The sequence below is a fragment of the Pseudomonas sp. BIC9C genome, from assembly GCF_034541995.1.
GTDB classification, from domain to species: domain Bacteria; phylum Pseudomonadota; class Gammaproteobacteria; order Pseudomonadales; family Pseudomonadaceae; genus Aquipseudomonas; species Aquipseudomonas fluorescens_CC.
Genome location: NZ_JAWDGM010000001.1, coordinates 785,034 through 809,272, shown reverse-complemented (window position 1 = coordinate 809,272; position 24,239 = coordinate 785,034). Strand labels below are relative to the sequence as shown.

Below are 24,239 nucleotides of genomic sequence, written 5' to 3'. Positions count from 1 at the left end.
GGACCCAGCCATGAGCCGCATTTTCGCTGACAACGCCCACTCCATCGGCAACACGCCGCTGGTGCAGATCAATCGCATTGCGCCGCGTGGTGTGACCATCCTGGCCAAGATCGAAGGGCGCAACCCCGGTTACTCGGTCAAGTGCCGGATCGGCGCGAACATGATCTGGGATGCCGAGAGCAGTGGCAAACTCAAGCCGGGCATGACCATCGTCGAACCCACTTCCGGTAATACCGGTATCGGCCTGGCCTTCGTGGCCGCCGCCCGTGGCTACAAACTGATGCTGACCATGCCGGCGTCCATGAGTATCGAGCGCCGCAAGGTGCTCAAGGCACTGGGTGCCGAACTGGTGTTGACCGAGCCGGCCAAAGGCATGAAGGGCGCCATCGAGAAAGCCGGTGAAATTGTTGCTGGCGACCCGTCGAAGTACTTCATGCCGGCACAATTCGACAACCCGGCCAACCCGGCCATCCACGAAAAAACCACCGGCCCGGAAATCTGGAACGATACCGACGGCGCGGTCGACGTGCTGGTGGCAGGCGTCGGAACCGGTGGAACCATCACCGGAGTGTCACGGTATATCAAGAATACCCAAGGCAAGCCGATACTCTCGGTGGCGGTAGAACCGGCGGTGTCGCCGGTGATCACCCAGGCCCTGGCCGGTGAAGAAATCAAGCCGAGCCCGCACAAGATCCAGGGCATCGGTGCCGGTTTTGTGCCGAAGAACCTCGATTTGTCGATCGTTGATCGGGTGGAACTGGTCAGTGACGAAGAATCCAAGGCCATGGCCTTGCGCTTGATGCAGGAAGAAGGGATTTTGTCCGGGATTTCCTGCGGCGCCGCCATGGCAGTGGCCGTAAGATTGGCCGAGACCCCGGAAATGCAAGGCAAGACCATTGTCGTGATCCTGCCGGATTCCGGTGAGCGTTACCTGTCGAGCATGCTGTTCAGTGATCTGTTTACCGAGCAGGAGAATCAGCAGTAGACACTGAACATTGGTGGATCGTGGCCGGCGCTGATGGTTGAGGCGTTATCGCTGGTTGCGATCCATTGTCAGGGCCCGATTGATGATGGATCTGCATCAGCCAGCGTTCAGGCGTTTTATGTTAAGAAATGCTTTGTTGCACATTTATTAACATTGAATGTTGAAAAGTGCAGGTTTTTCATCGGGTCGGTAGTGTTTATCATGCCAGCAGCCATGTCAGGCAATGGACGTGGTGCACGTGTCGCTTATCTTCAAAGGAGTTGTTGATGACCTTATCGTTTGCCGCGAAGGCCTCGTTGTTGCTGCTGTTTCTCGGCAGCACCCTCTATGTGCATTTACGCGGCAAGGCGCGTCTGCCGGTTTTGCGCCAGTTCGTGAACCATTCGGCACTGTTCGCACCCTATAACGCCTTGATGTACCTGTTTTCCGGTGTGCCTTCCAAACCGTATCTGGATCGCAGCAAGTTCCCGGAACTGGATGTGCTCAAGGACAACTGGGAGGTGATTCGCGACGAAGCGATGCACCTGTTCGACGAGGGGTATATCCGTGCGGCGGCAAAGAACAACGACGCCGGTTTTGGCTCGTTCTTCAAGAAGGGCTGGAAGCGTTTTTATCTCAAGTGGTACGACAAACCGCTGCCTTCTGCCGAAGCCTTGTGCCCGAGAACCGTGGAATTGGTCAGCAGTATTCCCAACGTCAAAGGCGCCATGTTCGCGCTGCTGCCGGGCGGCAGCCATCTCAACCCACATCGCGATCCGTTTGCCGGTTCCCTGCGTTATCACTTGGGCCTGTCCACCCCCAACTCCGATGATTGCCGCATCTTTGTCGACGGTCAGGTTTACGCCTGGCGCGATGGTGAGGACGTGATGTTCGACGAGACCTACGTGCACTGGGTCAAGAATGAAACGGAAAAGACCCGGGTCATCCTGTTCTGCGATATCGAGCGCCCACTGAGCAATCGCTTCATGACCCGCATCAATCGCAGTATCAGCGCCTGGCTGGGTCGCGCCACCGCCCCGCAGAATCTGGATGACGAGCGTGTGGGCGGGATCAACCAGGCCTATGCCTGGAGCAAGAACTCCAGCGATAAATTCAGTGGTGTGGTCAAGCAATGGAAGCGGCGCAATCCCAAGGCCTACCGTGTACTACGCCCGGTACTGGCGGTGGCGGTGCTGACGTTGTTGGGGTATTGGCTGTTTGGCTGACATCCGCTCTCGGAAACAAAAAGAGACCGCTCGTTGTGAGCGGTTTTTTTATGGTTCTTCACGGAATCCCGAGCCCCCCAACTGCACAATGCGGACTCTGCCGACTGTCATTACTGGCCTTTTGGCCAAGTCGTTGCAATCCATGTCGAACGCTGGTTATAGTCGGCGTACGGTGAGTTTCGGACTCGCTTTTTTATTCCTCGAACAAAGATCAGCCCAATGCCTGCATCCCACATCAACGCGGTAGTCGATTCAGCGGTCAACGCTGGCGTCGTGCCGTGCGGGAATCAGCAGCCCGGGCAGATCAGTCATTACCCCCCTCCTGTCAGTCGCACGCCAGTGTGCGCGGTGGTCTCACCGCCAGGCGTTGGCATTTCGGGCTGATCAGCTGCTTTCTGCTGTTCCCCTGCCTGCCTGAAAAAAAACGACTGAATTTCAGCTTCGGCTGAGTTGGCTTTTTGCCTGACTACAGGTGGTATTCATGTTTGTCCTTTCGAAAAAGTCCGCGCTCGCGGCGGCCTCCACGAGCCTGTTCGTTCTGCTGTGGAGTAGCGGGGCGATTTTCTCCAAATGGGGGCTGGCCCACGCGTCACCCTTCGCCTTCCTGATGTTCCGTTTCGTCATTGCGCTCTGCGGTTTGGTGTTGCTGGTACCGTTGCTCAAGCTGAAGTTGCCCAAGGGCGGCAAACCGATGCTGTATGCGATGGCCACCGGCGTGGTGTTGTTGGGGCTTATCAGATTTTCTATCTGCTGGCCCTCGACCTCAAGGTCACGCCCGGGGTGATGGCGACCATCATGGGCGTGCAGCCGATTCTCACCGTGGTGCTGATGGAGCGTCAGCGCTCCTGGAGCCGGATGTTCGGTCTGGCCCTGGGGCTGACCGGGTTGATCATGGTGGTCTATCAGGGCATTGGGCTGGCCGGGATGTCGCTGGCCGGGATGCTTTTCGGTTTGCTCGCGCTGGCGAGCATGACGTTCGGTTCGATCATGCAGAAACGCATCACCGACAATCCTCTCGGCACGCTGCCGGTGCAGTACCTCGCGGGGCTGTTGTTGTGCGGGGTTTTCGTACCCTTCCAGCCGTTTCACTTCGAACGCAGCAGTGGTTTCATCCTGCCGGTGCTTTGGATGGGGCTGGTGGTGTCGGTGCTGGCGACGTTGTTGCTGTACCGCTTGATCGCTCGAGGCAATCTGGTGAATGTCACCAGCCTGTTTTACCTGGTGCCGGCGGTAACGGCGGTGATGGACTATCTGATCTTCGGCAATCGCCTGGCGATGTTGAGCCTGTTCGGCATGCTGTTGATCATCGTCGGTCTGGTGTTTGTGTTCCGTAAAACTGCGTAATTGCGGGTAAACCCGAAAGGGCCTGGAGCCATGCTCCGGGCCTTTGTGATTGTTGGCGTCATCCGCAACGCAACAATACTAACGGTCCGCCACCAAACCCGGTTTCACAGCAGCCGGCTTCAACACCAACCACAACGCCACTGCAATCAACACCCCGCCATAGATATGCGCCATCGACAGTGGCTCATCGAGAAACAGCCCCCCCCACAACACGCCGAACAGCGGGATCAAAAAGGTCGTAGTCATCGATTTCACAGGACCAATCGAGCTCAGGAGCCGGAAGTAAATAATGTACGCAAACGCCGTGCATCCCAGACCCAACCCCAGCAACGAGAGCCAGACACTCCAGCCGCCCCAGCTCGCGGGTGGTTGGCTGATCACGCTGTAGCCGAACAGCGGCAGCAGGAACAACGTCGCGCCGAGCATGCTGCCCAATGCCGACAAACGGCTGTCGAGGCCACCGGCCTGATCGAGCCAGCGGCGGGCCAGAAACCCCGCAAATCCGTAGCAAGTGGTCGCGAGCAGGCAGGCGACGGCACCCATCAGCAGTTCCATATCGAACGCCACCGGACCGGCACGGGTCAGCACGCCCACGCCGAACAACCCCAGGAACACACCGCCGAGTTTGGCGCCAGTGAGCCTTTCATGGAAAAACAGTCCGCCGATCAGCACTCCCATCAGCGGGGTCGTGGCATTGAAAATCGACGAGTAACCGGCGGGCAGTACCTGCGCGGCCACCGAATAGAGCGTCGCCGGAATCCCTGAGTTGATCACCCCGAGCAGCATCACGGTCTTGAGTTTACCCTTGAAATCCCAGCTGGTGCGCATCAGGCCAAGAATCACCAGCAACCCGGCGGCGGCAATCGACACGCGGAAAAACGCGGTGGGCAGGGAGCCGATCACCGGGGCGATGATGCGCATGAACAGAAAACTCGCCCCCCAAATGGCCGCCAGGGACAGTAAACGGAAAATATCGACGGGGTTCACAGGGCGGTTCTTCCATGGGGGAGGGGCGAAAGTGTTGCTGAGTGTGTGATCGATGGCAACCGAAAACCGGGCATTTAATTCGGCGGGAAAATTACGCTTCTCCTGCACCCGCTTCACTGGCTAAGCTCAAGCCTTCCGAATTCCCGCAGAGGTCTCACCATGCCGCAGCAATGGCCAGCCGCCGACATCGCCCGCTTGATCCTCGATGGCTTTGACGATTACCGCGAGCATTTTCGCCAGATCACCGACGGCGCCCGGGCCCGTTTTGAGCAGGCCCTGTGGCAAGAGACGCAATCGGCGTCGGCGGCACGAATCAATCTGTATGAAGAAAAAGTCGGTGAAACGGTGGCGCGACTGCGCACTGCGTTTGACCCAGGCACCCTGGACGTCAGCTGCTGGCCGCTGGTCAAAAGCGCCTACATCAGCCTGATTGACCTGCGCTTCGACGATGAACTGTCCGAGACCTGGTACAACTCGATCTTCTGCGGGCTGTTCAGCCATGACCTGATCAGCGACGGCTGCATGTTCATCCACACCACCCGGCCGAGCCTGCGCCGTGCCCGGGCCGCGCAAACCCGCACCTACAAGCCGCAAGGCCAATTGTCGGCCATGCTCGCCAGCATTTTCGCCGACTACCGCTTCAGCGAAGAATACGCCGACCTGCCCGGGGACCTGCGCCGCCTCGAAGCGCAACTGCGCGAGAACCTGCCGGATTGGGTGTGCAAGGACCCGGAGTTGAGCGTCGAACTGTTTTCCTCGGTGCTGTACCGCAATAAAGGTGCGTACCTGGTGGGGCGCATCTACACCACCGACGAGCAATGGCCGCTGGCAATTCCATTGCTGCACCTCGAAGGGCGCGGCATCCAGATCGATGCGCTGATCACCGACGAGGCGGACGTGTCGATCATTTTCTCCTTCACCCGTTCGTATTTCATGGTGGATGTGCCGGTGCCGGCGGAATTTATCGGCTTCCTGCGGCGTATCCTGCCGGGCAAGCACATTGCCGAGCTGTACACCTCGATTGGCTTCTACAAGCACGGCAAGTCGGAGTTCTACCGGGCGTTGATCAATCACCTGGCCAACACCGACGACCAGTTCATCATGGCTCCCGGTGTGCGCGGCATGGTCATGAGCGTGTTCACCCTGCCGGGTTTCAACACCGTGTTCAAAATCATCAAGGACCGTTTCTCGCCGTCGAAAAACGTCGACCGCGCCACGGTCATCGAAAAGTACCGTTTGGTGAAGAGCGTCGACCGGGTCGGACGCATGGCCGATACCCAGGAGTTCGCCGACTTTCGTTTCCCGCTGAGCAAGTTCGATCCGGCGTGTCTTGAGGAGCTGCTGGAAGTCGCGCCGTCCACGGTGTCGGTGGAAGACGACACAGTGCTGATCCGTCACTGCTGGACCGAGCGGCGCATGACCCCGCTGAACCTCTACCTGGAAAACGCCAACGAGGCGCAGGTGCGCGAGGCCCTGGAAGACTACGGGCTGGCGATCAAGCAACTGGCGGCGGCCAACATCTTTCCCGGCGACATGCTGTTGAAGAACTTCGGGGTGACCCGTCACGGCCGGGTGGTGTTCTACGACTATGACGAGATCTGCTTCCTCACCGAGGCCAATTTTCGCCACATCCCGGCACCGCGCACCCCCGAGGACGAAATGGCCTCCGAGCCGTGGTATTCGATCGGGCCACTGGACGTGTTCCCGGAAGAGTTTCCGCCGTTCCTGTTTGCCGATTCGGGGCAGCGCCGGTTGTTCGACCAACTGCATGGAGAGTTGTACAACGCCGATTACTGGAAGAGCCTGCAAGAGGCGATTCGGGCGGGGAAGGTGATTGATGTGTTCCCGTATCGGCGCAAGGGCCTGGATTAAGAGTAGGAACCTGAGCCAAGCTCCCTCGCCACGAAATCAGGTTGCATTCGTCGTGATGCAACCAAATCTGCGACAATCGCCACCCTGCGCCACTAGACGACCGAATTGCGTACCCGATGACCGACGAATCGCCCTCCATCGACAAACTGCTGAAAAACCTCGATCACGCCATGCTCGCCGACCGCCACCGGCTGCGGCGGCAGTTGCTTGAGCTGCGCAAGAAACCCGACGAGGCCAAGCTGGCCCAATGGGTGGCGCGCCTGCAGGCGTCCTCTGATCAGGTGCTGGCGCGCAAGGCCAGCCTGCCGGTGATTCGTTACGACGACAGCCTGCCGATCGCCGCCAAGCGCGACGAAATCAAGAAAGCGCTGGAAAAGCACCAGGTGCTGATCATCGCCGGCGAAACCGGTTCGGGTAAAACCACCCAGTTGCCGAAGATCTGCCTGGAAATCGGTCGCGGCCAGCATGGCCTGATCGGCCATACCCAGCCGCGCCGGATTGCTGCGCGCAGCGTCGCCAGCCGGGTGGCTGAAGAGCTCGGAACACCGCTGGGCGCGCTGGTCGGCTATCAGGTGCGCTTCGAGGATCAGAGCGATTCCAACACCCTGATCAAGCTGATGACCGACGGCATCCTGCTCGCGGAAACCCAGAACGACCGCTATCTGGAACGCTACGACACAATCATCGTCGACGAAGCTCACGAGCGCAGCCTCAACATCGACTTCCTGCTCGGCTATCTGAAAACCCTGCTACCGCGCCGTCCCGACCTCAAGGTCATCATCACTTCGGCGACCATCGACCTGGAGCGTTTCTCCAAACACTTCGACGATGCGCCTATTGTCGAGGTGTCCGGCCGTACCTTCCCGGTGGATACCTGGTATCGCCCGCTGACGCTTGAGCAGGACGAAGAGGGCAACCGCGTCGAGGACGACTTGACGGTGGACCAGGCGATCCTCGCCACTCTCGACGAAATCGCCGCTTATGAGCGCAGCGAACGCCGCAGTCCCGGTGACGTGCTGGTGTTCCTGCCGGGGGAGCGCGAGATTCGCGACGCCGCCGACATGCTGCGCAAGGCCCAGCTCAAGCACACCGAGATCCTGCCGCTGTACGCACGCCTGTCGCCGGCCGAGCAGCAGCGAATTTTCCAGTCGCACCCGGGCCGTCGTGTGGTGCTGGCGACCAACGTCGCGGAAACCTCGCTGACCGTGCCGGGTATCCGTTACGTGATCGACAGCGGCACCGCGCGAATCAGCCGTTACAGCTACCGGGCCAAGGTTCAGCGCCTGCCGATCGAGGCCATTTCCCAGGCCAGTGCCAACCAGCGCAAGGGTCGTTGCGGGCGGGTCGAGCCGGGCATTTGCGTGCGCCTGTACAGCGAAGAGGATTTCCTTGGTCGCCCGGAATTTACCGATCCGGAGATTCTGCGGACCAACCTCGCGGCGGTCATCCTGCAGATGTTGCATCTGCGCCTCGGCGAGATCACCGCGTTCCCGTTCATCGAGCCGCCGGATGGCAAGGCCATCAGTGACGGTTTCAACCTGCTGCAAGAACTCTCAGCGGTGGATCGCAACAGTCAATTGACGCCGCTCGGTCGTCAACTGGCACGGCTGCCGGTGGACCCGCGCATGGGCCGCATGTTGCTGGAAGCGGCGAAGCTTGGCAGCTTGCAGGAAGTGCTGATCGTCGCCAGCGCCATGTCGATCCAGGACCCGCGTGAGCGCCCGCCGGAGCGTCAGCAAGCGGCGGATCAGGCCCACGCTCAGTGGAAAGACGCCGATTCGGACTTCGCTGGACTGGTCAATCTGTGGCGCGGCTTCGAAGAGCAGCGCCAGGCACTGAGCGCCAGCCCGTTGCGCAACTGGTGCCGCAAGAACTTCCTGAATTACCTGCGCCTGCGCGAATGGCGCGACTCCCATCGTCAACTGAGCCTGATCTGCCGCGACATGCAGTTGAGCCTCAATAAAGAGCCGGCGGACAATCCGAAACTGCACAAAGCGGTGCTGGTGGGGTTGCTGAGCCAGATCGGCCAGAAAACCGAAGAGGGCGATTACCTCGGCGCCCGTCAGCGGCGGTTCTGGATTCATCCGTCGTCGGGTATCGGTAAAAAGCGTCCGCAGTGGCTGATAACCGCCGAACTGGTGGAAACCACCAAGCTCTACGCGCGCATGGTGGCGAAGATCGACGCCGACTGGATCGAGCCGCTGGCCGGGCACCTGATCAAGAAAAACCACTTCGAACCCCACTGGGAGAAGAAGCGCGGCCAGGTCGTGGCGTTCGAGCAGATCACCCTGTTCGGGTTGATCGTGGTCGGCCGTCGGCCGGTGCATTACGGCCCGGTGGATCCGGTGGTTTCACGCGAGTTGTTTATCCGCGAAGCACTGGTGCGCGGCGAGATCCAATCGAAAGCCAAGTGCCTGACCGCCAACAAACAGTTGCTGGAGCAACTCGACGAACTGGAAGCCAAGGCCCGTCGTCGCGAGATCCTCGCCGACGAAGAGACCCTGTTCGCCTTCTACGACGCGCGACTGCCGGCGGAGATCCATCAGACGGCGACCTTTGACAGCTGGTATCGGATCAACAGCCAGAAAGATCCGCAGTTGCTGATCATGCGCGAAGAGGACGTGCTGGCCCGCGAAGCCAGTGAAGTCACCGCCCAGCACTACCCGGATACGCTGCACATCGGCGATCTGGAACTGGCGCTCGGCTACCACTTCGAACCCAACCATCCACGGGACGGCGTGACCCTGCGCGTGCCGGCACCGCTGTTGCCGATGCTGCCACCGGAACGCCTGGAATGGCTGGTGCCGGGTGTCATCGAAGCCAAGTGCATTGCGCTGGTGCGCAACTTGCCCAAGGCCTTGCGCAAGAACTTCGTACCAGTACCGGACTTCGTCAAGGCGGCCCTGCAGCGCATGACCTTTGCCGAGGGTTCGCTGTCCCAGGCCCTGGGGCGCGAGCTTTTGCGCATGACCGGAGCGCGGGTCAGCGATGAAGCCTGGGCCGAGGCGGCGCAGCAGGTCGAAAGCCATCTGCGGATGAACCTGGAAATCGTCGACGGCCAGGGCAAGTTCCTCGGTGAAGGTCGTGATCTGGCGGAGCTGACTGCGCGTTTCGCCGAAGCCAGCCAGGCGGCGTTGGCCGTCCCGCAATCCGCGAAGAGCCAGCAACCGGTGGAACCGAAAGTGTTTGCCGCCGTCGCCGAGAAAACCCAGCAGAAGATCGCCGGGCTGTCGATGACGGTGTATCCGGCGCTGGTGGAAGAGGCGGGCACGGTCAAGGAAGGACGTTTCTCGACGCCGGCCGAAGCCGAGTTCCAGCATCGCCGTGCGCTGCAGCGCCTGCTGATGCAGCAACTGGCCGAATCGGCGAAGTTCCTGCGCGGCAAGTTGCCAGGCCTGACCGAACTGGGTCTGTTGTATCGCGACATGGGGCGTGTCGATGCGTTGGTGGAAGACATTCTGCTGGCCAGCCTCGACAGCTGCATTCTTGAGGGCGAAGACCCGCTGCCTCGTGATGGTGCCGGCCTGGCGTCCCTGGCTGAACGCAAGCGTGGCGGCTGGACCGAGCACGCCGAGCGTGTGGCGAAGCTGACCCTGGAAATCCTCAAGCTCTGGCACGGTTTGCAAAAGCGCTTCAAGGGCAAGATCGATCTGGCGCAAGCCGTGGCCTTGAACGACATCAAGCAGCAGCTCAGCCACTTGGTCTATCCGGGGTTTGTCCGGGAAACGCCGATGCAGTGGCTCAAGGAGTTACCGCGTTACCTCAAGGCCATTGAGCAGCGCTTCGAAAAAATCGGCGCCCAGGTGCAGCGCGACCGGGTCTGGAGCGGTGAATTGGGCGGCCTGTGGGCTCAATACCAGACCCGCGCCAGCAAACACGCCCAGGAAGGCAAGCGCGATCCGCAGCTGGAGTTGTATCGCTGGTGGCTGGAGGAATACCGGGTTTCGCTGTTTGCCCAGCAACTGGGGACCAAGGTGCCGATCTCCGACAAGCGGCTGAACAAGCAGTGGAGCCAGGTAGAGGCCTGACACCCCCCTGTAGGAGCGAGCTCGCTCGCGATGGTCGTCAACGATATCGCTGGGAACCTGACACCCCGCGGCGTTCTTTAATCCATCGCGAGCGAGCTCGCTCCTACAGGTGTGTTGTCGCTCTCGCAAAAGGGGCGAAAACCCAAGGTTTATGGCAAACTTCGCGCCTATAAACGCCGGCCCCGCGGTTTTGAGCCTTCACGGTCGTCGGCAGGTCGGAATAAAGCGATGCCAGGTTTGCGTCCCCCGGATGGGAATAGACCCTTTGTGTGTTGGTACGACGGTGCCAATACTTTCTGCCTGAACAGATTAGAGACACGACCATGCATAAAGTCGTCATCAGTGGCACCGGCCTGTACACCCCGGCCAACAGCATTTCCAACGAAGAGCTGGTCCAGTCTTTCAACACTTATGTCGCGCAATTCAACGCCGACAACGCCGATGCCATTGCCCGCGGTGAAGTGGAGGCGTTGACCGAATCCAGCGCCGCATTCATCGAAAAAGCCTCAGGCATCAAGAGCCGCTTTGTCATGGACAAGGACGGCATCCTCGACCCGCAACGCATGGCCCCACGCCTGCCGGAGCGTTCCAACGACGAGTGGTCGGTGCTTTGCCAGATGGCCATCGGCGCGGCTGAACAAGCCTTGCAGCGCGCTGGCAAGACCGCGGCGGACATCGACGGCGTGATCGTCGCCTGCTCCAACCTGCAACGTGCTTACCCGGCCATTGCCATCGAAGTCCAGGAAGCACTGGGCATCCAGGGGTTCGGTTTCGACATGAACGTGGCGTGCTCTTCGGCGACCTTCGGTATCCAGACCGCCGCCAACAGCATCCAGCTGGGCCAGGCTCGGGCGATCCTGATGGTCAACCCGGAAGTCTGCACCGGCCACCTGAACTTCCGTGACCGCGATAGCCACTTCATCTTCGGCGATGCCGCCACCGCGGTGATCATCGAGCGCGCCGATCTGGCGACGTCCAGGTACCAGTTCGACATCGTCAGCACCAAGTTGCTGACCAAGTTCTCCAATAACATCCGCAACAACTTCGGCTTCCTCAACCGCGCGGCGGAAGAGGGCATCGGCGCCAAGGACAAACTGTTCGTGCAGGAAGGCCGCAAGGTGTTCAAGGAAGTCTGCCCGATGGTGGCCGAGCTGATCGGTGAGCATCTGCAGGAGAACCAGCTCAACGTCAGCGACGTGAAGCGCTTCTGGCTGCACCAGGCCAACCTCAGCATGAACCACCTGATCGTCAAGAAGCTGCTGGGCCGCGACGCCACCGAACAGGAAGCCCCGGTGATTCTCGACACCTACGCCAACACCAGTTCCGCCGGTTCCGTGATTGCGTTCCACAAGAACCAGGACGATCTGCCCGCCGGTTCGCTGGCCGTGCTCAGTTCGTTCGGCGCCGGTTATTCGATTGGTAGCGTGTTGCTGCGCAAGCGCTGAAATTGAATTAACTGTTACAGCAGATGAAAAGATCGCAGCCGAAAGCTGCGATTTTTTTTGGTTTGGCTTTTGTGGCGAGGGAGCTTGCTCCCGCTCGGCTGCGAAGCAGTCGCAAGACAAGCTGGTGTGGTGTGTCCGGTAAAACGCGGTGGCTGAGTTCGGGACCGCTTCGCAGTCCAGCGCGAGCAAGCTCGCTCACCACAGTTGAATGGGTACAGACGGGGATGTGAAAACAGTCTCGCGTTGATGTATCGGAGGATGATGGGGACCGATACATCAACGCCAGGCTATAAAAAGGGCTCAGGCTTCCTTGCCCGAGTCGTGTTGCGGGGTGAATCAGAACTTCGCTTCGGCATCCAGTTGCAAGGTGTTGATGTCCGAATCGGTTTTCTTGATGTTGGCGTTGGTCTGGTCCGAGGTCGCCATGAAGTAGGTCGCGCCCAGGGCGAAGTTCTTGTCCAGGTCGTAGCTCACTTTCAGCTTGCTGCCGCGCGAACCGGTGAAACCGTTGGCGAAGTCGGAGTCGGTGAAGGCACCCACCACAGCGTTACGCTGCACGTCGCGGTAGTTGTAGTCCAGGTTGAAGCCGTAGACCTTGGATTTCACACCGGCCAGCCAGCCAGTGTCCTGGTCGTTGCTGGCATCGGTGTTGTTGACGTACTGACCGTAGATCGACAACGGAACCGGCAGGTTGCTGAAGTCCAGTTGACCGAAGCCTTCGTACAGTTTGAAGGTTTCGCCCGGGCTGTTGCCGTTGACGGCCAGGGCGCATGGCGCAGTGACGGTGCCAGTGGTAGGGCAGGCACTGCTGCTGTCGTTGTCGTAGGAATAGAGACTGCCGCCCAACGTCATTTTCATGCTGTCGGTGATGGCGAAGCGCGCACCCAACTGACCGGCGTACAGACGCAGGTCGTGCTTGAACTGCACGCCTTCACCATCGACGTTGTCCTTGAGGGTGTAGTGGCCGGCGCTACCGAACAGCTCGGTGCTGCCGCTCAGCGGGTACTTGTAGGTGACGGCCAGACCTTCCGGGTTGATGTCGCTATCCCAGATGATGTCGCCCATGCTCACCCATTGTTGTGGCATTTTGCCGCCAACCAGGTGCAGGTTCTTGATCGCGTCCGGGTGGTAGTCGATGTAGCCCTGGTCCAGCCAGATCTGCTTCTTGTCGAAGTAGTTGTTCAGGTCCTGGTTGGTCGAGCGAGCGTCGTCGTTGCTGCCGGTGGCGATACGGATACCGGTGTCGACCTGCGGGTTGATCTCGCTGTAGGCACCCAGGCGGGCACGAATGCGCTGACGGTCCTGGTCCTTGTTGTTTGGCACGCCATCGTTGTGCACGGTTTCTTCACGGAAACGTACGTCACCCTTGAACTGGGTCTTTGCCGCCCATGCAAGCTTCTGGTCGAAGGCGCTCAAGGTGTCGGTTTTCTTCGCGGTGGCCGCGATTTGCTCGTTGGTCTCTTGCTGAGCCTGACGGGCGATCTGCTGGTCTTTCTGATCCCTGGCCAGCTCGGCTTGCAGTTCGCTGTACTGCGCGTTGGTGATCGAGCCGTTAGCCTTGAGCATGTCGAGCAGTTTGGCGTCGACTGCGGCACTGGCCGGAACACTCATGGCCAGCAACAGGCCGCCGCACAAGGCCGCCGCAGTTTTCGTGGAAGCAAGACGCATATCAATCTCCGAAGATGAGAGGGGATGACAGAGCCATCCGGGACACAACCGACCGTTAGGGGCGGAAAACAGTGGCCGGGTATAACCCGGCGCTCTAAAAACAGGCGCCAGTATCGCGATGGTTTATGACAGAGCGGTGGCGATGTGATGTCGTGTCGATGACGATACAAAGTCGCCGTGAACTATTGAGTTAGAGCACTGTCGTCGTTTTGCCCGTGTGCATTGCAGAGCGATAGGCGATACTCGCGGGGCTTTCACGCCATGAAGAGTGAGGACGGTGATGCCGTTGCAACGCCTGCAAAGACTGTCAGAAATTGCCCCGCAGACCTGGGACGCCCTGGTTCCGGAAAGTCAGCCTTTTCTGCGTCACGCTTTTTTGAGCGCACTGGAAGACAGCGGCAGCGTCGGCCCCCATTCCGGCTGGCAGCCCGAGCATTTGCTGCACGTTGAAGGTGAGCGTTTGATCGCCGCGCTGCCCAGTTATCGCAAGTGGCATTCCTACGGCGAGTACGTGTTCGATCACGCCTGGGCCGATGCCTGTGCACGCGCCGGCATCGATTACTATCCCAAACTGTTGACCGCGGTGCCGTTCAGTCCTGTCAGCGGGCCGCGGTTGTTGGCGGCCAGGGTAGAAGACGGCTTCGAATTATTGAACAGCCTGCCGGGCTACCTTGAGATAGAACAACTCTCCAGTGCCCACATCAACTTCACCGATCCGTTCACCGACGCGGCACTGAGCGAGCAGCCCGGCTGGTTGCAGCGCGTTGGCTGTCAATACCACTGGCAGAATCGCGGCTACCGGGATTTCCAGGACTTCCTCGACGTGCTGAGTTCGCGCAAGCGCAAACAGATGCGCAAGGAGCGCGAGCAGGTGGCCGGGCAGGGTTTTGAGTTCGAATGGCTGGAGGGGCGGGAACTGAGTCAGGCTCAATGGGATTTCGTCTATGCCTGCTACGCCAATACGTATGCGGTGCGCCGCCAAGCGCCGTATCTGACGCGGGCGTTTTTCAGCCTGTTGGCCGAACGCATGCCGGAGTCGATTCGCGTGGTGCTGGCCAAACAGGGGGCTCGGCCGGTGGCGATGGCGTTCAGTCTGGTAGGTGGGGACAGCTTTTATGGACGTTACTGGGGATGCCTGGCGGAGTTCGATCGCCTGCATTTCGAGACCTGTTTCTACCAGGGGATGGACTATGCCATCGCCAACGGTTTCCAGCGTTTCGATGCCGGGGCCCAGGGCGAGCACAAACTGATTCGTGGATTCGAGCCAGTCATTATGCATTCCTGGCACTACCTGCGGCATCCAGGGTTGAAAGCGGCGGTGAAAGACTTTCTGGAGCAGGAGCGGCTGGGGGTGATGGCTTATGCAGAGGATGCGAAGTCAGCCTTGCCTTATCGACAAGGCTGATCTTCTCCTTATGGCGTGTCAGTTGTCTTCCTTGCCCAGCCAGCGATACAGCACGCCGCCGACGACTGCACCGAGTAGCGGCGCGACCCAGAACATCCACAATTGTTGAATCGCCCAGCCGCCGACGATCAGCGCCGGGCCGGTGCTGCGCGCCGGGTTGACCGAGGTGTTGGTGACCGGGATCGAGATCAGGTGGATGAGCGTCAGCCCCAGGCCGATGGCAATCGGTGCCAGCCCGGCCGGGGCACGTTTATCGGTGGCGCCGAGGATGATCAGGATGAACATCGCGGTCATCACCAGTTCACAGACGAACCCTGCCGCCATCGAGTAGCCGCCAGGCGAGTGTTCGCCGTAGCCGTTGGACGCCAGGCCTCCCGCCAGTTCGAAACCGGGTTTGCCGCTGGCTATGAAGTACAGCAGGGCGGCTGCAATCACGCCGCCAAGGACCTGGGCAATGATGTAGGCCGGCAATTCATTGGCCGGAAACCGCCCACCCACCACCAGGCCGAGGGACACCGCAGGATTGAGATGACAGCCGGAAATATGGCCGATGGCGAAAGCCATGGTCAGCACTGTCAGGCCAAACGCAAAGGACACTCCGAGCAGGCCGATTCCCACCTGCGGAAAAGCCGCCGCCAATACCGCACTGCCGCAACCACCCAACACCAGCCAGAACGTGCCTACCAACTCAGTAGTCGAACGCTTCAACAGAGACATGAGAGAGTTCCCTTTCGAGATTATGCTGCCTTGTGCATCCAGCCGATGGACTGCAGAACCACCTCCAGAAGGTTGAAGTGAGTACAGCACGGTTTTTTCAGAATTCCAGCAGGCACAAAAAACCGCCAGGGCCCTTTGTTGGCGGGCCCTGGCGGTTTTCTAAAATCTTTCGGCTTCACTTGCCCCCCTGTAGGAGCGAGCTTGCTCGCGATGAACTAGAGAACGCCGCGGGCTGTCAGGCTCCCAGCATTATCGTTGACGACCATCGCGAGCCAGCTCGCTCCTACAGGTAATGTGGCCATCCTGCGGATCAATCGATCCCGACAAATCCACCGGTCTGGTGTTGCCACAACCGCGCATACAAACCGCCATGGGCCAGCAGCTCGGCGTGGGTTCCGGTTTCGGCGATCTTGCCGTTTTCCAGCACCACCAGCCGGTCCATCCGGGCGATGGTCGAGAGCCGGTGAGCGATGGCGATCACTGTCTTGCCCTGCATCAGGGTTTCGAGGCTTTCCTGGATCGCCGCCTCGACTTCCGAATCCAGTGCCGACGTGGCCTCGTCCATGATCAGGATCGGCGCGTCCTTGAGTAACACGCGGGCAATGGCGATGCGCTGGCGCTGGCCGCCGGAGAGTTTCACTCCGCGCTCACCGACGTGGGCGTCGAAACCGCTGCGGCCTTCGGCGTCCGAGAGTGAAGGAATGAAACCGTCAGCCCGGGCCTTGTGCACCGCTTCCCAGAGTTGCGCGTCGGTGGCGTCGGGTTTGCCATACAGCAGGTTGTCACGGATCGAGCGGTGCAGCAGCGACGTGTCCTGGGTGATCATGCCGATGCGTTCGCGCAGGCTTTCCTGGCTGACGTCGGCGATGTTCTGGCCGTCGATCAGGATGCGTCCGCCTTCGACGTCGTACAGGCGCAGCAGCAGGTTCACCAAGGTCGATTTGCCGGCACCGGATGGGCCGATCAGGCCGATTTTCTCGCCAGCCTTGATGGTCAGGCTGAGGTCGCCGATGATCCCGCTCTGCTTGCCGTAGTGGAAATCCACTTGTTCGAAGCGCACCTCGCCACGGGCCACCGACAAAGGCTTGGCCTGGTCGCGGTCGGTGACGGTGACCGGTTGCGAGATGGTCTGCAGACCGTCCTGCACCATGCCGATGTTCTCGAAGATGCCGGTCACCACCCACATGATCCAGCCGGACATGTTGACGATACGGATCACCAGGCCGGTGGCCAGGGCAATCGCTCCCACGCTGATCAGCGACTGTGTCCACAACCACAGGGCCAGGCCGGTGGTGCAGACGATCAGCAAGCCGTTCATGCTGGTGATGACCACGTCCATGCTGGTGACCACACGGCCAGCCAATTGCGCCTTTTCGGTTTGTTCCTTGATCGCTTCGCGGGCGTATTGCTGTTCGAAGTGGGTGTGGGCGAACAGCTTCAGGGTGGTGATGTTGGTGTAGCCGTCGACAATCCGCCCCATGAGTTTGGAGCGCGCATCAGACGCCACCACCGAGCGATCCTTGACCCGTGGCACGAAGTGATAGAGGGCGCCGATGAAGGCGAAGATCCACGTCAGCAGCGGGATCATCAGGCGCCAGTCGGCTTCGGCGAACAGCACCAGCGAACTGATGGCGTAGATCAGCACATGCCACAACGCATCCACGGCTTGCACGGCGGAGTCGCGCAGTGAGTTGCCGGTTTGCATGATGCGTTGGGCGATGCGCCCGGCGAAGTCGTTCTGGAAGAAATTCAGGCTCTGCTTGAGCACGTAGCTGTGGTTCTGCCAGCGGATCATGCTGGTCATGCTGGGACTCAGGGTCTGGTGCACCAGCAGGTCATGCAAGCCCACGAATATAGGGCGCAGCACCAGGGCGACCACCACCATCCAGGTCAGCTCGAGGGCGTGCTCGCGGAACAGATTGGCGTTCGGCGTGCCTTGGGCCAGGTCGATGATGCGGCTCAGGTAGCTGAACAACGCCACCTCGATCAATGCACCAATAAGGCCGACGATCAACAGGGCGGCGAAGCTCGGCCAGACCTGCTTGAGGTAATAAGTGTAGAAAGGGAAAACCCGGTCCGGCGGAGACGCCGTCGGCGCTTCACGGAAAACATCGATCAGTTTTTCAAAGCGGCGATAAAGCATCGGTTGTTCGCCCGCGAACGGGCTCTCCTTTTAACGGTTTGAGCGTTGCCGGCAAACACCGGCAACGGCTCGGACATCCTTGTCCAGCTTAGTCTCAGTCGATGCGCTTGGCGGACTTGATGAGCACCGGGTCGATAGGCACATTCTGCATGCCTTGCTTGGTGGTGGTTTGGGAGTTGACGATGATGTCCACTACATCCATGCCCTTGACCACTTTGGCGAACACGGCATAACCGGCGTCACGGCCCGGATCGAGGAAGTCGTTGTCCTTGACGTTGATGAAGAACTGGCTGGTGGCCGAGTCTGGATCGGAAGTGCGCGCCATCGACAGCGTGCCACGCACGTTATGCAGGCCGTTGCTGGCTTCGTTCTTGATCGGATCCTTGGTCGGTTTCTGCTGCATCGAGGTGGTGAACCCGCCGCCCTGAGCCATGAAACCAGGAATTACCCGGTGGAAAATCGTGTTGTTGTAGAAGCCGCTGTCGACGTACGCAAGGAAGTTCCTGGTACTGATCGGGGCCTTGACCGGGTCCAGTTCGATTTCGATCTGGCCGTTGGTGGTGTCCAGCAGCACATGCGGTGCCTTTTCCGGCGTCGCGGCCATCAGGTTGGCGGCAAACAGGACGGAGCCTGCGGCGAGGGCGATTTTTTTCAGCATGGGTCAGTGATCCTGAGTGGTGGTGTCGACTGCGGTCAGAAACTCCAGCAGCGTCTGGTTGAAGTGTTCCGGCTGGTCCAGCGGCGTGGCGTGGCGGGAATCGGCGATCACCACCAGCCGCGCGTCGGGCAGCAGTTTTACGTAGTTTTCCTTCAGCGCCACCGGTGTGTAGTCACGGTCGGCGCTGACGATGAGGGTTGGACAGGTGACCTTCGAAAGTCGTTCCTGAACCCCCCAACCCACAATGGCATTGAAGCTGGCGAGATAAGCATGTTTGTCGTTTTTTGCCCAGCGTTCGGCCATCTTTTGTCGCAAGTCGGCCTGCTCGGGCTTCGGGAACAACTTGTCGCCCAGCGCCTTGCCGATGGTGCCAAGGCTGAGGGCGCGCATCAGGCTCCAGCGCTTGAACCACTGCCAATAGTCATCGCGGCTGCGCAGTTTGACCTCGGGCGCGCTGTTGACGATGCACAGGCTCTTGAGCAGTTGTGGTTGGTCCACAGCCAGCTGGAAGCCGATCATGCCACCCATGGACAGGCCGACATAGTGTGTCGGCCCCAGATCAAGGTGCTCGATCAGTGCAATCAGGTCCGCGCTGAATCCGGCAATGCTGTAGTGCTCCCGGGGTTTGTCCGAACGGCCGTGACCGCGCACATCCGGGATGATCACCCGGTAGCGGGTGGCCAGTGCCGGGATCTGTTTTTCCCAGTCCAGCGTGCTGGAGCCCAGACCGTGGACCAGCAGCAGCGGCGAGCCGTGACCATATTCCTCATAGTGCAGGTTGCAACCTTCGTGTTCGAAATAGGCCATGCATACACTCCGTGTCAGGCTTGTTCGGGGGCGGCGAACGGTGCGTCCAGTGGTGCGGTGTCAAACGTACGCAGCAGTTCGATGAGAATCTGCGTGGCCGGCCCGAGCGGTTTGTCCTTGTTCGAATACAGGTAAAAGCTCGGGTTACGACTGCCGCCCTGGTCCAACGGTAGCAGCTTGAGCGTACCTTCCTTGAGTTCTCGTTCGATCATGTGCCGGGGCAGCCAGGCAAACCCCAGACCGCTGCTGACGAACGTTGCGGCGGTAGCCAGGCTGCCGACCGTCCAGCGCTGTTCGGCACCGAGCCAGCCGACGTCCCGTGGTTGCTGGCGGCCCGAGTCGCGGATCACCACTTGCATCTGGCTTTCCAGGTCCTGGAAGCTCAATTCGCGGTTGAGGCGATGCAAGGGATGCTCCGGGTGGGCGACCGCGACGAACTCGACGTCGCTCAATTCCGCGCCCAGGTAACCGGGAATACTGAACCCGGTGATGGCCAGGTCGGCCACGCCTTCGAGCAGGACTTCCTCCACACCCGACAGCACTTCCTCACGCAGACGCACCCGGCAGCCACGGCTTTGCGGCATAAACGCGGTCAAGGCGCGGACGAGGCGGGCACTCGGGTAAGCGGCATCGACCACCAGGCGTACTTCGGCTTCCCAGCCCTGCTCCATGTGATGGGCCAGGTCTTCGAGTTGACTGGCCTGTTTCACCAGTTGCCGGGAGCGGCGCAACAGCACGCCGCCGGCTTCGGTCAGCACGGCTTTGCGTCCGTCGATGCGCAGCAAGGGTACCCCGAGCTGATCCTGCATGCGTGCCACGGTGTAGCTGACTGACGATTGCGAGCGATGCAACGCCTCGGCGGCCTGGGCGAAACCGCCGTGATCGACCACGGCTTGCAACGTTCGCCATTGATCAAGGGTCACGCGGGGCGCTTTCATGTTGAGCTCCTCTTGTCCTAAGCTGGCAGCCCTAACTGGAGGCTGCTGAATGAAAAAATTCTGTTGTGTGCTGCTGGCGCTGCTGCCGCTGACGGCGATGGCTTACCCGATCGATGTGAAAAAAGACCTCAACGGCATGAAGATCGATTACCAGACCTACGACACGGATAACGACATCGGCTCCATCCAGGTGGCCAACTACGGCGACGTCGATGCGAGCTGCAAGGCCGTTTTCATCAATGGCCCGGAAGCGCCGCGTACCCGCAAGATCGACGTACCGGCCGGCAAGCACAAAAATGCCACCGCCAAATTCAACCGCAACATCATCAAGCTGCGCATCGAGCTGACCTGCACCCCGAAATGAAATCAATCCCCCTGTGGGAGCGAGCCTGCTCGCGAAGGCGTCGTGTCAGTCGAGATCACTTTTGTTGACCCACCGCTTCGCGAGCAAGCCCGCTCCCACAGAGTATGTTGAGCTTATAAACGAATTTATTGATGGGTTATAGCAGTTATTTGCGCTTTTTCATCGATATGACTCTGTTTAACCTTCACTCCATCGACTTACAGCATTCCCAGATGGAGGCTACATCCCATGTCCCGCGTTCTGATCATCGAAAGCAGTGCCCGTCAGCAAGACTCGGTTTCCCGCCAGTTGACCCAGACATTCATCAGCCAGTGGAAAGCCGCTCACCCGAATGACCAGATCACCGTCCGGGACCTGGCCGTCAAGCCGGTGCCGCACCTGGACATCAATCTGCTGGGTGGCTGGATGAAACCCGCCGAGCAGCGCAGCGACATCGAACAGGCGTCCCTGGAACGCTCCAACCAGTTGACCGATGAATTGCTCGCCGCCGACGTGCTTGTCATGGCTGCACCCATGTACAACTTTGCGATCCCCAGCACCCTGAAAGCCTGGCTCGACCATGTACTGCGTGCCGGTGTGACCTTCAAGTACACCGAAACCGGTCCGCAAGGCCTGCTCAGCGGTAAGCGCGCCTTTGTGTTGACGGCTCGCGGCGGCATCTATGCCGGCAGCACCGCCGATCATCAGGAACCGTACCTGCGTCAGGTCATGGGCTTCATCGGCATCCACGACGTGACGTTCATCCACGCCGAAGGCATGAACCTGGGCGGTGACTTCCAGGAGAAAGGCCTGAACCAGGCCAACGCCAGGCTTTCGCAAGTGGCCTGACCCGTTAATCGCCAGATAATCGCTGGATGGTCTAGTGATCTGGCGCAACCCTTCAAGCCTGTACGCGCATCGAACCTCCCTTCGCACTTGTTGCTCCTGAGTGCTCTTGCCCGATTGAACGCTTTAGCGAGATCGGGCTTTTTTTTGCCTGCGATTTAGCAAGTACCTGCACAGTCTCCTGTGGGAGCGAGCCTGCTCGCGAAAGCGCCGGCACATCCAACATCCATGTGTCTGACCCACCGTCTTCGTCGGAGCGCCGCCCGGAGCAGGCTCGCTCCCACAAGGTTTCGGGTTGCCTGACGAGTCGCGATAAGTGACAAAACCCGCTATCGTCGCCGCCATTCGAAATGAGGCGAGCATGGGCTATCTACTTTTTGTCACGCTGATCCAGGCGTTTTCCTTCAGTTTGATCGGCGAATACCTGGCCGGTCACGTCGACAGTTACTTCGCCGTGCTGGTACGCGTGCTGCTGGCTGGGCTGGTGTTCCTGCCACTGACCCGCTGGCGCTCGGTGGAACCTGCGTTCATGCGTGGCCTGCTGTTGATCGGCGCGTTGCAGTTCGGCGTGACGTACGTCTGCCTGTACTTGAGCTTTCGTGTACTGACGGTGCCGGAGGTGCTGCTGTTCACCATCCTCACGCCACTGCACGTGACCCTGATTGAAGACGCATTGAATCGTCGGTTCAATCCCTGGGCCCTGGTCGCGGCACTGGTGGCAGTGGCGGGGGCGGCGGTGATTCGCTTTGACCGGATCAACCCGGACTTCTTCATGGGGTTCCTGTTGCTGCAGCTGGCCAACTTCACCTACGCCGCCGGGCAGGTGCTGTACAAACACCTGGTCGCGCGCCATCCGAGCGATCTGCCGCATTACCGACGTTTCGGCTTCTTCTACCTCGGCGCACTGGCGGTGGCGTTGCCGGCGTTTCTGTTGTTCGGCAAACAGAACTTCCTGCCCGAAGCGCCGTTGCAATGGGGCGTGCTGCTGTTCCTCGGCCTGGTCTCGACCGCTTTGGGACTCTACTGGTGGAACAAAGGTGCGTGCCTGGTCAACGGCGGTACCCTCGCGGTGATGAACAACCTGCATGTGCCGGTGGGGTTGCTGATCAATCTGCTGATCTGGAACCAGCATGAAGAACTGGGGCGGTTGTTGCTCGGTGGTTCGGTGATTTTGCTGGCGGTGTGGATCAGTCGGTTGGGTATACGGCGCGCAACCAGATTCGTGTAGGCGTTGCCGCAGGCTGCGATTTTTTGACGAAGAGCTGCTCGCATTCGGTTAGCCGCGAGCGTTGGCATACTGGTACGCAATGCTCAGATGACATCTATCTGACCATCATTTGTCTGGTTTTTTAAATGACGTGTAATGCTAATGTGTTTCTCTTGAAGCGTTTATGCTTAATGCTTCTATTGCTTATTATTTTACCGTCTTTTGTGTTAGCTGATGAGGCACATGCAAAAAACTGGAGAGAGATTACTGTTAATGATCTTTCTGTCATTCGACAACTGGTAGTTACTTCTCATCCAGGCGCTATAGACAGTGAAAACAAGTCTTTTTCAGCCTGGGTTGAACGGGGTTATCTGGATGCCAGTCAGCTGTCCAGACGCGTCAACTCAAGGAAAGACTCCTTGGCCGTGCTTAATTTTTACATCGCGGGCTTCAAGGATGGACACGTAGGGTTGAATCAGCCTGATAAAGGAAATTCGTCCTGGGCAGGTTTCATTTTAGATATGCGAGGTCATAGTTTTGTTGTAAGGCATATCGCTGAGAATTGGCCTGTACCGCTGCCGCCGATAGGTTCCGAAGTTATATCGTGTGACAATAAATCGGTCCGCGAAAAGCTAGAGAGTGAAATATCTCCATATATTGATCGCAGACTTGATCTACAGTCCACTTGGTTGCATTTGGCTCAGCAGTTAACTGTCGATGATGCCAGTTATCCCGTACTGGCGAGAGACTTGTCAAAAAACTGTTTGGTTGCTCTTCCAAATGGAGAAAGACAAAACTTTGCGTTGCTGTGGCAAGAGGATTCCGGGCAGCTGAAGGCTTTCCTGCGCCAATCCCAACCACCTCAATCGCTCCAGAATTTGGGAGAAGGGCGATATTGGATACATGTCTCAAATTTCATGCCATCAGCAGCCGAGAATGCTTCCCTTGATAAAATGCTCGAGGCTATCAAGAGTATTAACGATGCCAAGCTGGTTGTGCTTGATACAAGAGGCAACCGCGGCGGTAACAGTTTGGTCGGTGCTGAAATACTTTCTGCACTGTTAGGCTCGCGATGGGTAAAAAACCTGGGCGAGCCATCTCGTGCGTATGCGATGTGGCGTGTTTCTCCTTTTGCACTGTCAACGCTCAATAACGCTCTAACAACCATGGGGAGTGATTATGGAAAAGACAGCGAAGCTTATAAGTTTGTTCTTGGTCTGACCGGGTCGATGGAGTTCGCGCTTCACGAGAAGAAAAACTGGTTACGACAACCGAGTACAACCTCGGTCTCTCCGGAGGGGGCGAGAGGATTCAACGCCAAAAACTTTAAAGGCAAGCTTGCACTGGTTACTGACTCTTTTTGCGCGAGTGCCTGTCTAGATTTTGCGGACGTTGTTCTCGCAATTCCGGGGGTTGTCCATTTCGGGTTACCAACGAGCGGCGATACACTTTATATTGATATAGGCTCTCAAACACTGCCGAGTGGTGCTCGGTTTTGGCTGCCGTTAAAGGTATGGAGAGGCCGAGCTCGAGGAAATAATCAAAGTTATGAACCGCCATTTGTTTTTAATGGCGATATAAACGATACACCCGAAGTCCAAAAGTGGGTTCTTGATCACTTTTGATCGGACAGCGCCCAAA

At 59.1% G+C, this 24,239-nt stretch carries 17 protein-coding genes and 1 pseudogene; 11 read left to right on the top strand and 7 right to left on the bottom strand.

The genetic code is table 11. The features are described 5' to 3' along the window. Positions 1–10 precede the first annotated feature (10 nt). The 3 genes and pseudogenes from cysK (at position 11) to RS887_RS03830 (ending at position 3,534) form a co-directional block, all read left to right on the top strand. The gene (gene cysK, locus RS887_RS03840; RefSeq protein ID WP_322614432.1) at positions 11–985 is read left to right on the top strand and encodes a cysteine synthase A; all 975 of its coding nucleotides are present in this window, start codon (positions 11–13) and stop codon (positions 983–985) included. Positions 986–1,251: 266 nt separating this feature from the next. Then, positions 1,252–2,190: an aspartyl/asparaginyl beta-hydroxylase domain-containing protein gene (locus tag RS887_RS03835; protein WP_322614431.1), complete on the top strand. Its 939-nt coding sequence runs from the start codon at positions 1,252–1,254 to the stop codon at positions 2,188–2,190. 481 nt (positions 2,191–2,671) lie between these two features. Continuing rightward, positions 2,672–3,534, top strand: a pseudogene (locus tag RS887_RS03830) (DMT family transporter). A gap of 78 nt (positions 3,535–3,612) precedes the next feature. Here the strand turns inward: RS887_RS03830 and RS887_RS03825 are convergent. After that, the gene (locus RS887_RS03825; RefSeq protein WP_322614430.1) at positions 3,613–4,521 is read right to left on the bottom strand and encodes a DMT family transporter; all 909 of its coding nucleotides are present in this window, start codon (positions 4,519–4,521) and stop codon (positions 3,613–3,615) included. 159 nt (positions 4,522–4,680) lie between these two features. Between RS887_RS03825 and aceK the strand changes: the two genes are divergently transcribed. The 3 genes from aceK to RS887_RS03810 all read left to right on the top strand — a co-directional run bounded on the left by aceK (position 4,681) and on the right by RS887_RS03810 (position 11,866). Then, positions 4,681–6,393: a bifunctional isocitrate dehydrogenase kinase/phosphatase gene (gene aceK / locus RS887_RS03820; protein ID WP_322614429.1), complete on the top strand. Its 1,713-nt coding sequence runs from the start codon at positions 4,681–4,683 to the stop codon at positions 6,391–6,393. Between the two features lie 116 nt (positions 6,394–6,509). After that, positions 6,510–10,421, top strand: coding sequence for an ATP-dependent RNA helicase HrpA (gene hrpA, locus RS887_RS03815; protein ID WP_322614428.1), 3,912 nt, complete (start codon positions 6,510–6,512; stop codon positions 10,419–10,421). 323 nt (positions 10,422–10,744) lie between these two features. After that, the gene (locus RS887_RS03810; protein ID WP_111280351.1) at positions 10,745–11,866 is read left to right on the top strand and encodes a beta-ketoacyl-ACP synthase III; all 1,122 of its coding nucleotides are present in this window, start codon (positions 10,745–10,747) and stop codon (positions 11,864–11,866) included. A 336-nt stretch (positions 11,867–12,202) separates the two neighbouring features. On the opposite strand, the gene RS887_RS03805 is transcribed toward RS887_RS03810, so the two are convergent. Then, on the bottom strand, positions 12,203–13,534 hold the full coding sequence (locus tag RS887_RS03805) for a putative porin (protein ID WP_322614427.1): 1,332 nt from the start codon (positions 13,532–13,534) through the stop codon (positions 12,203–12,205). A 280-nt stretch (positions 13,535–13,814) separates the two neighbouring features. On the opposite strand from RS887_RS03805, the gene RS887_RS03800 reads away from it, so the two are divergent. Beyond that, the gene (locus RS887_RS03800) at positions 13,815–14,939 is read left to right on the top strand and encodes a GNAT family N-acetyltransferase (RefSeq protein ID WP_322614426.1); all 1,125 of its coding nucleotides are present in this window, start codon (positions 13,815–13,817) and stop codon (positions 14,937–14,939) included. Positions 14,940–14,957: 18 nt separating this feature from the next. Here RS887_RS03800 and aqpZ read toward each other — a convergent pair whose 3' ends face one another. The 5 genes from aqpZ to RS887_RS03775 form a co-directional block, all read right to left on the bottom strand. Beyond that, positions 14,958–15,656 carry an aquaporin Z gene (aqpZ, locus tag RS887_RS03795; protein ID WP_322614425.1) on the bottom strand — a complete coding sequence of 233 codons (699 nt, stop codon included), beginning with the start codon at positions 15,654–15,656 and terminating at the stop codon, positions 14,958–14,960. Positions 15,657–15,966: 310 nt separating this feature from the next. Beyond that, the gene (locus RS887_RS03790; RefSeq protein ID WP_322614424.1) at positions 15,967–17,799 is read right to left on the bottom strand and encodes an ABC transporter ATP-binding protein; all 1,833 of its coding nucleotides are present in this window, start codon (positions 17,797–17,799) and stop codon (positions 15,967–15,969) included. 94 nt (positions 17,800–17,893) lie between these two features. Beyond that, the gene (locus RS887_RS03785) at positions 17,894–18,457 is read right to left on the bottom strand and encodes a peptidylprolyl isomerase (RefSeq protein WP_322614423.1); all 564 of its coding nucleotides are present in this window, start codon (positions 18,455–18,457) and stop codon (positions 17,894–17,896) included. A 3-nt stretch (positions 18,458–18,460) separates the two neighbouring features. After that, positions 18,461–19,264, bottom strand: a complete 804-nt coding sequence (locus tag RS887_RS03780) for an alpha/beta hydrolase (RefSeq protein WP_322614422.1) — start codon at positions 19,262–19,264, stop codon at positions 18,461–18,463. A 14-nt stretch (positions 19,265–19,278) separates the two neighbouring features. After that, positions 19,279–20,202, bottom strand: coding sequence for a LysR family transcriptional regulator (locus RS887_RS03775; RefSeq protein ID WP_008018223.1), 924 nt, complete (start codon positions 20,200–20,202; stop codon positions 19,279–19,281). 49 nt (positions 20,203–20,251) lie between these two features. Here RS887_RS03775 and RS887_RS03770 point away from each other — a divergent pair, with 49 nt between their 5' ends. The 4 genes from RS887_RS03770 to RS887_RS03755 all read left to right on the top strand — a co-directional run bounded on the left by RS887_RS03770 (position 20,252) and on the right by RS887_RS03755 (position 24,223). Further along, positions 20,252–20,566 (top strand): 3-phosphoglycerate kinase, encoded by a 315-nt coding sequence (locus RS887_RS03770; protein WP_111280365.1) that lies wholly within the window; start codon positions 20,252–20,254, stop codon positions 20,564–20,566. A 228-nt stretch (positions 20,567–20,794) separates the two neighbouring features. Continuing rightward, on the top strand, positions 20,795–21,394 hold the full coding sequence (locus RS887_RS03765; protein WP_057400658.1) for an FMN-dependent NADH-azoreductase: 600 nt from the start codon (positions 20,795–20,797) through the stop codon (positions 21,392–21,394). Positions 21,395–21,752: 358 nt separating this feature from the next. Continuing rightward, positions 21,753–22,619 carry a carboxylate/amino acid/amine transporter gene (locus RS887_RS03760; RefSeq protein WP_322614421.1) on the top strand — a complete coding sequence of 289 codons (867 nt, stop codon included), beginning with the start codon at positions 21,753–21,755 and terminating at the stop codon, positions 22,617–22,619. Between the two features lie 143 nt (positions 22,620–22,762). Beyond that, positions 22,763–24,223, top strand: a complete 1,461-nt coding sequence (locus RS887_RS03755) for a S41 family peptidase (RefSeq protein ID WP_322615255.1) — start codon at positions 22,763–22,765, stop codon at positions 24,221–24,223. Positions 24,224–24,239 lie beyond the last annotated feature (16 nt).

Excerpts from the sequence above, each read along its gene's own strand:
- cysK (WP_322614432.1), top strand. The coding sequence starts at position 11 with ATGAGCCGCATTTTCGCTGACAACGCCCACTCCATCGGCAACACGCCG.
- RS887_RS03835 (WP_322614431.1), top strand. The coding sequence starts at position 1,252 with ATGACCTTATCGTTTGCCGCGAAGGCCTCGTTGTTGCTGCTGTTTCTC.
- aceK (WP_322614429.1), top strand. The coding sequence starts at position 4,681 with ATGCCGCAGCAATGGCCAGCCGCCGACATCGCCCGCTTGATCCTCGAT.
- hrpA (WP_322614428.1), top strand. The coding sequence starts at position 6,510 with ATGACCGACGAATCGCCCTCCATCGACAAACTGCTGAAAAACCTCGAT.
- RS887_RS03810 (WP_111280351.1), top strand. The coding sequence starts at position 10,745 with ATGCATAAAGTCGTCATCAGTGGCACCGGCCTGTACACCCCGGCCAAC.
- RS887_RS03805 (WP_322614427.1), bottom strand. The coding sequence starts at position 13,534 with ATGCGTCTTGCTTCCACGAAAACTGCGGCGGCCTTGTGCGGCGGCCTG.
- RS887_RS03800 (WP_322614426.1), top strand. The coding sequence starts at position 13,815 with ATGCCGTTGCAACGCCTGCAAAGACTGTCAGAAATTGCCCCGCAGACC.
- aqpZ (WP_322614425.1), bottom strand. The coding sequence starts at position 15,656 with ATGTCTCTGTTGAAGCGTTCGACTACTGAGTTGGTAGGCACGTTCTGG.
- RS887_RS03790 (WP_322614424.1), bottom strand. The coding sequence starts at position 17,799 with ATGCTTTATCGCCGCTTTGAAAAACTGATCGATGTTTTCCGTGAAGCG.
- RS887_RS03785 (WP_322614423.1), bottom strand. The coding sequence starts at position 18,457 with ATGCTGAAAAAAATCGCCCTCGCCGCAGGCTCCGTCCTGTTTGCCGCC.
- RS887_RS03780 (WP_322614422.1), bottom strand. The coding sequence starts at position 19,264 with ATGGCCTATTTCGAACACGAAGGTTGCAACCTGCACTATGAGGAATAT.
- RS887_RS03775 (WP_008018223.1), bottom strand. The coding sequence starts at position 20,202 with ATGAAAGCGCCCCGCGTGACCCTTGATCAATGGCGAACGTTGCAAGCC.
- RS887_RS03770 (WP_111280365.1), top strand. The coding sequence starts at position 20,252 with ATGAAAAAATTCTGTTGTGTGCTGCTGGCGCTGCTGCCGCTGACGGCG.
- RS887_RS03765 (WP_057400658.1), top strand. The coding sequence starts at position 20,795 with ATGTCCCGCGTTCTGATCATCGAAAGCAGTGCCCGTCAGCAAGACTCG.
- RS887_RS03760 (WP_322614421.1), top strand. The coding sequence starts at position 21,753 with ATGGGCTATCTACTTTTTGTCACGCTGATCCAGGCGTTTTCCTTCAGT.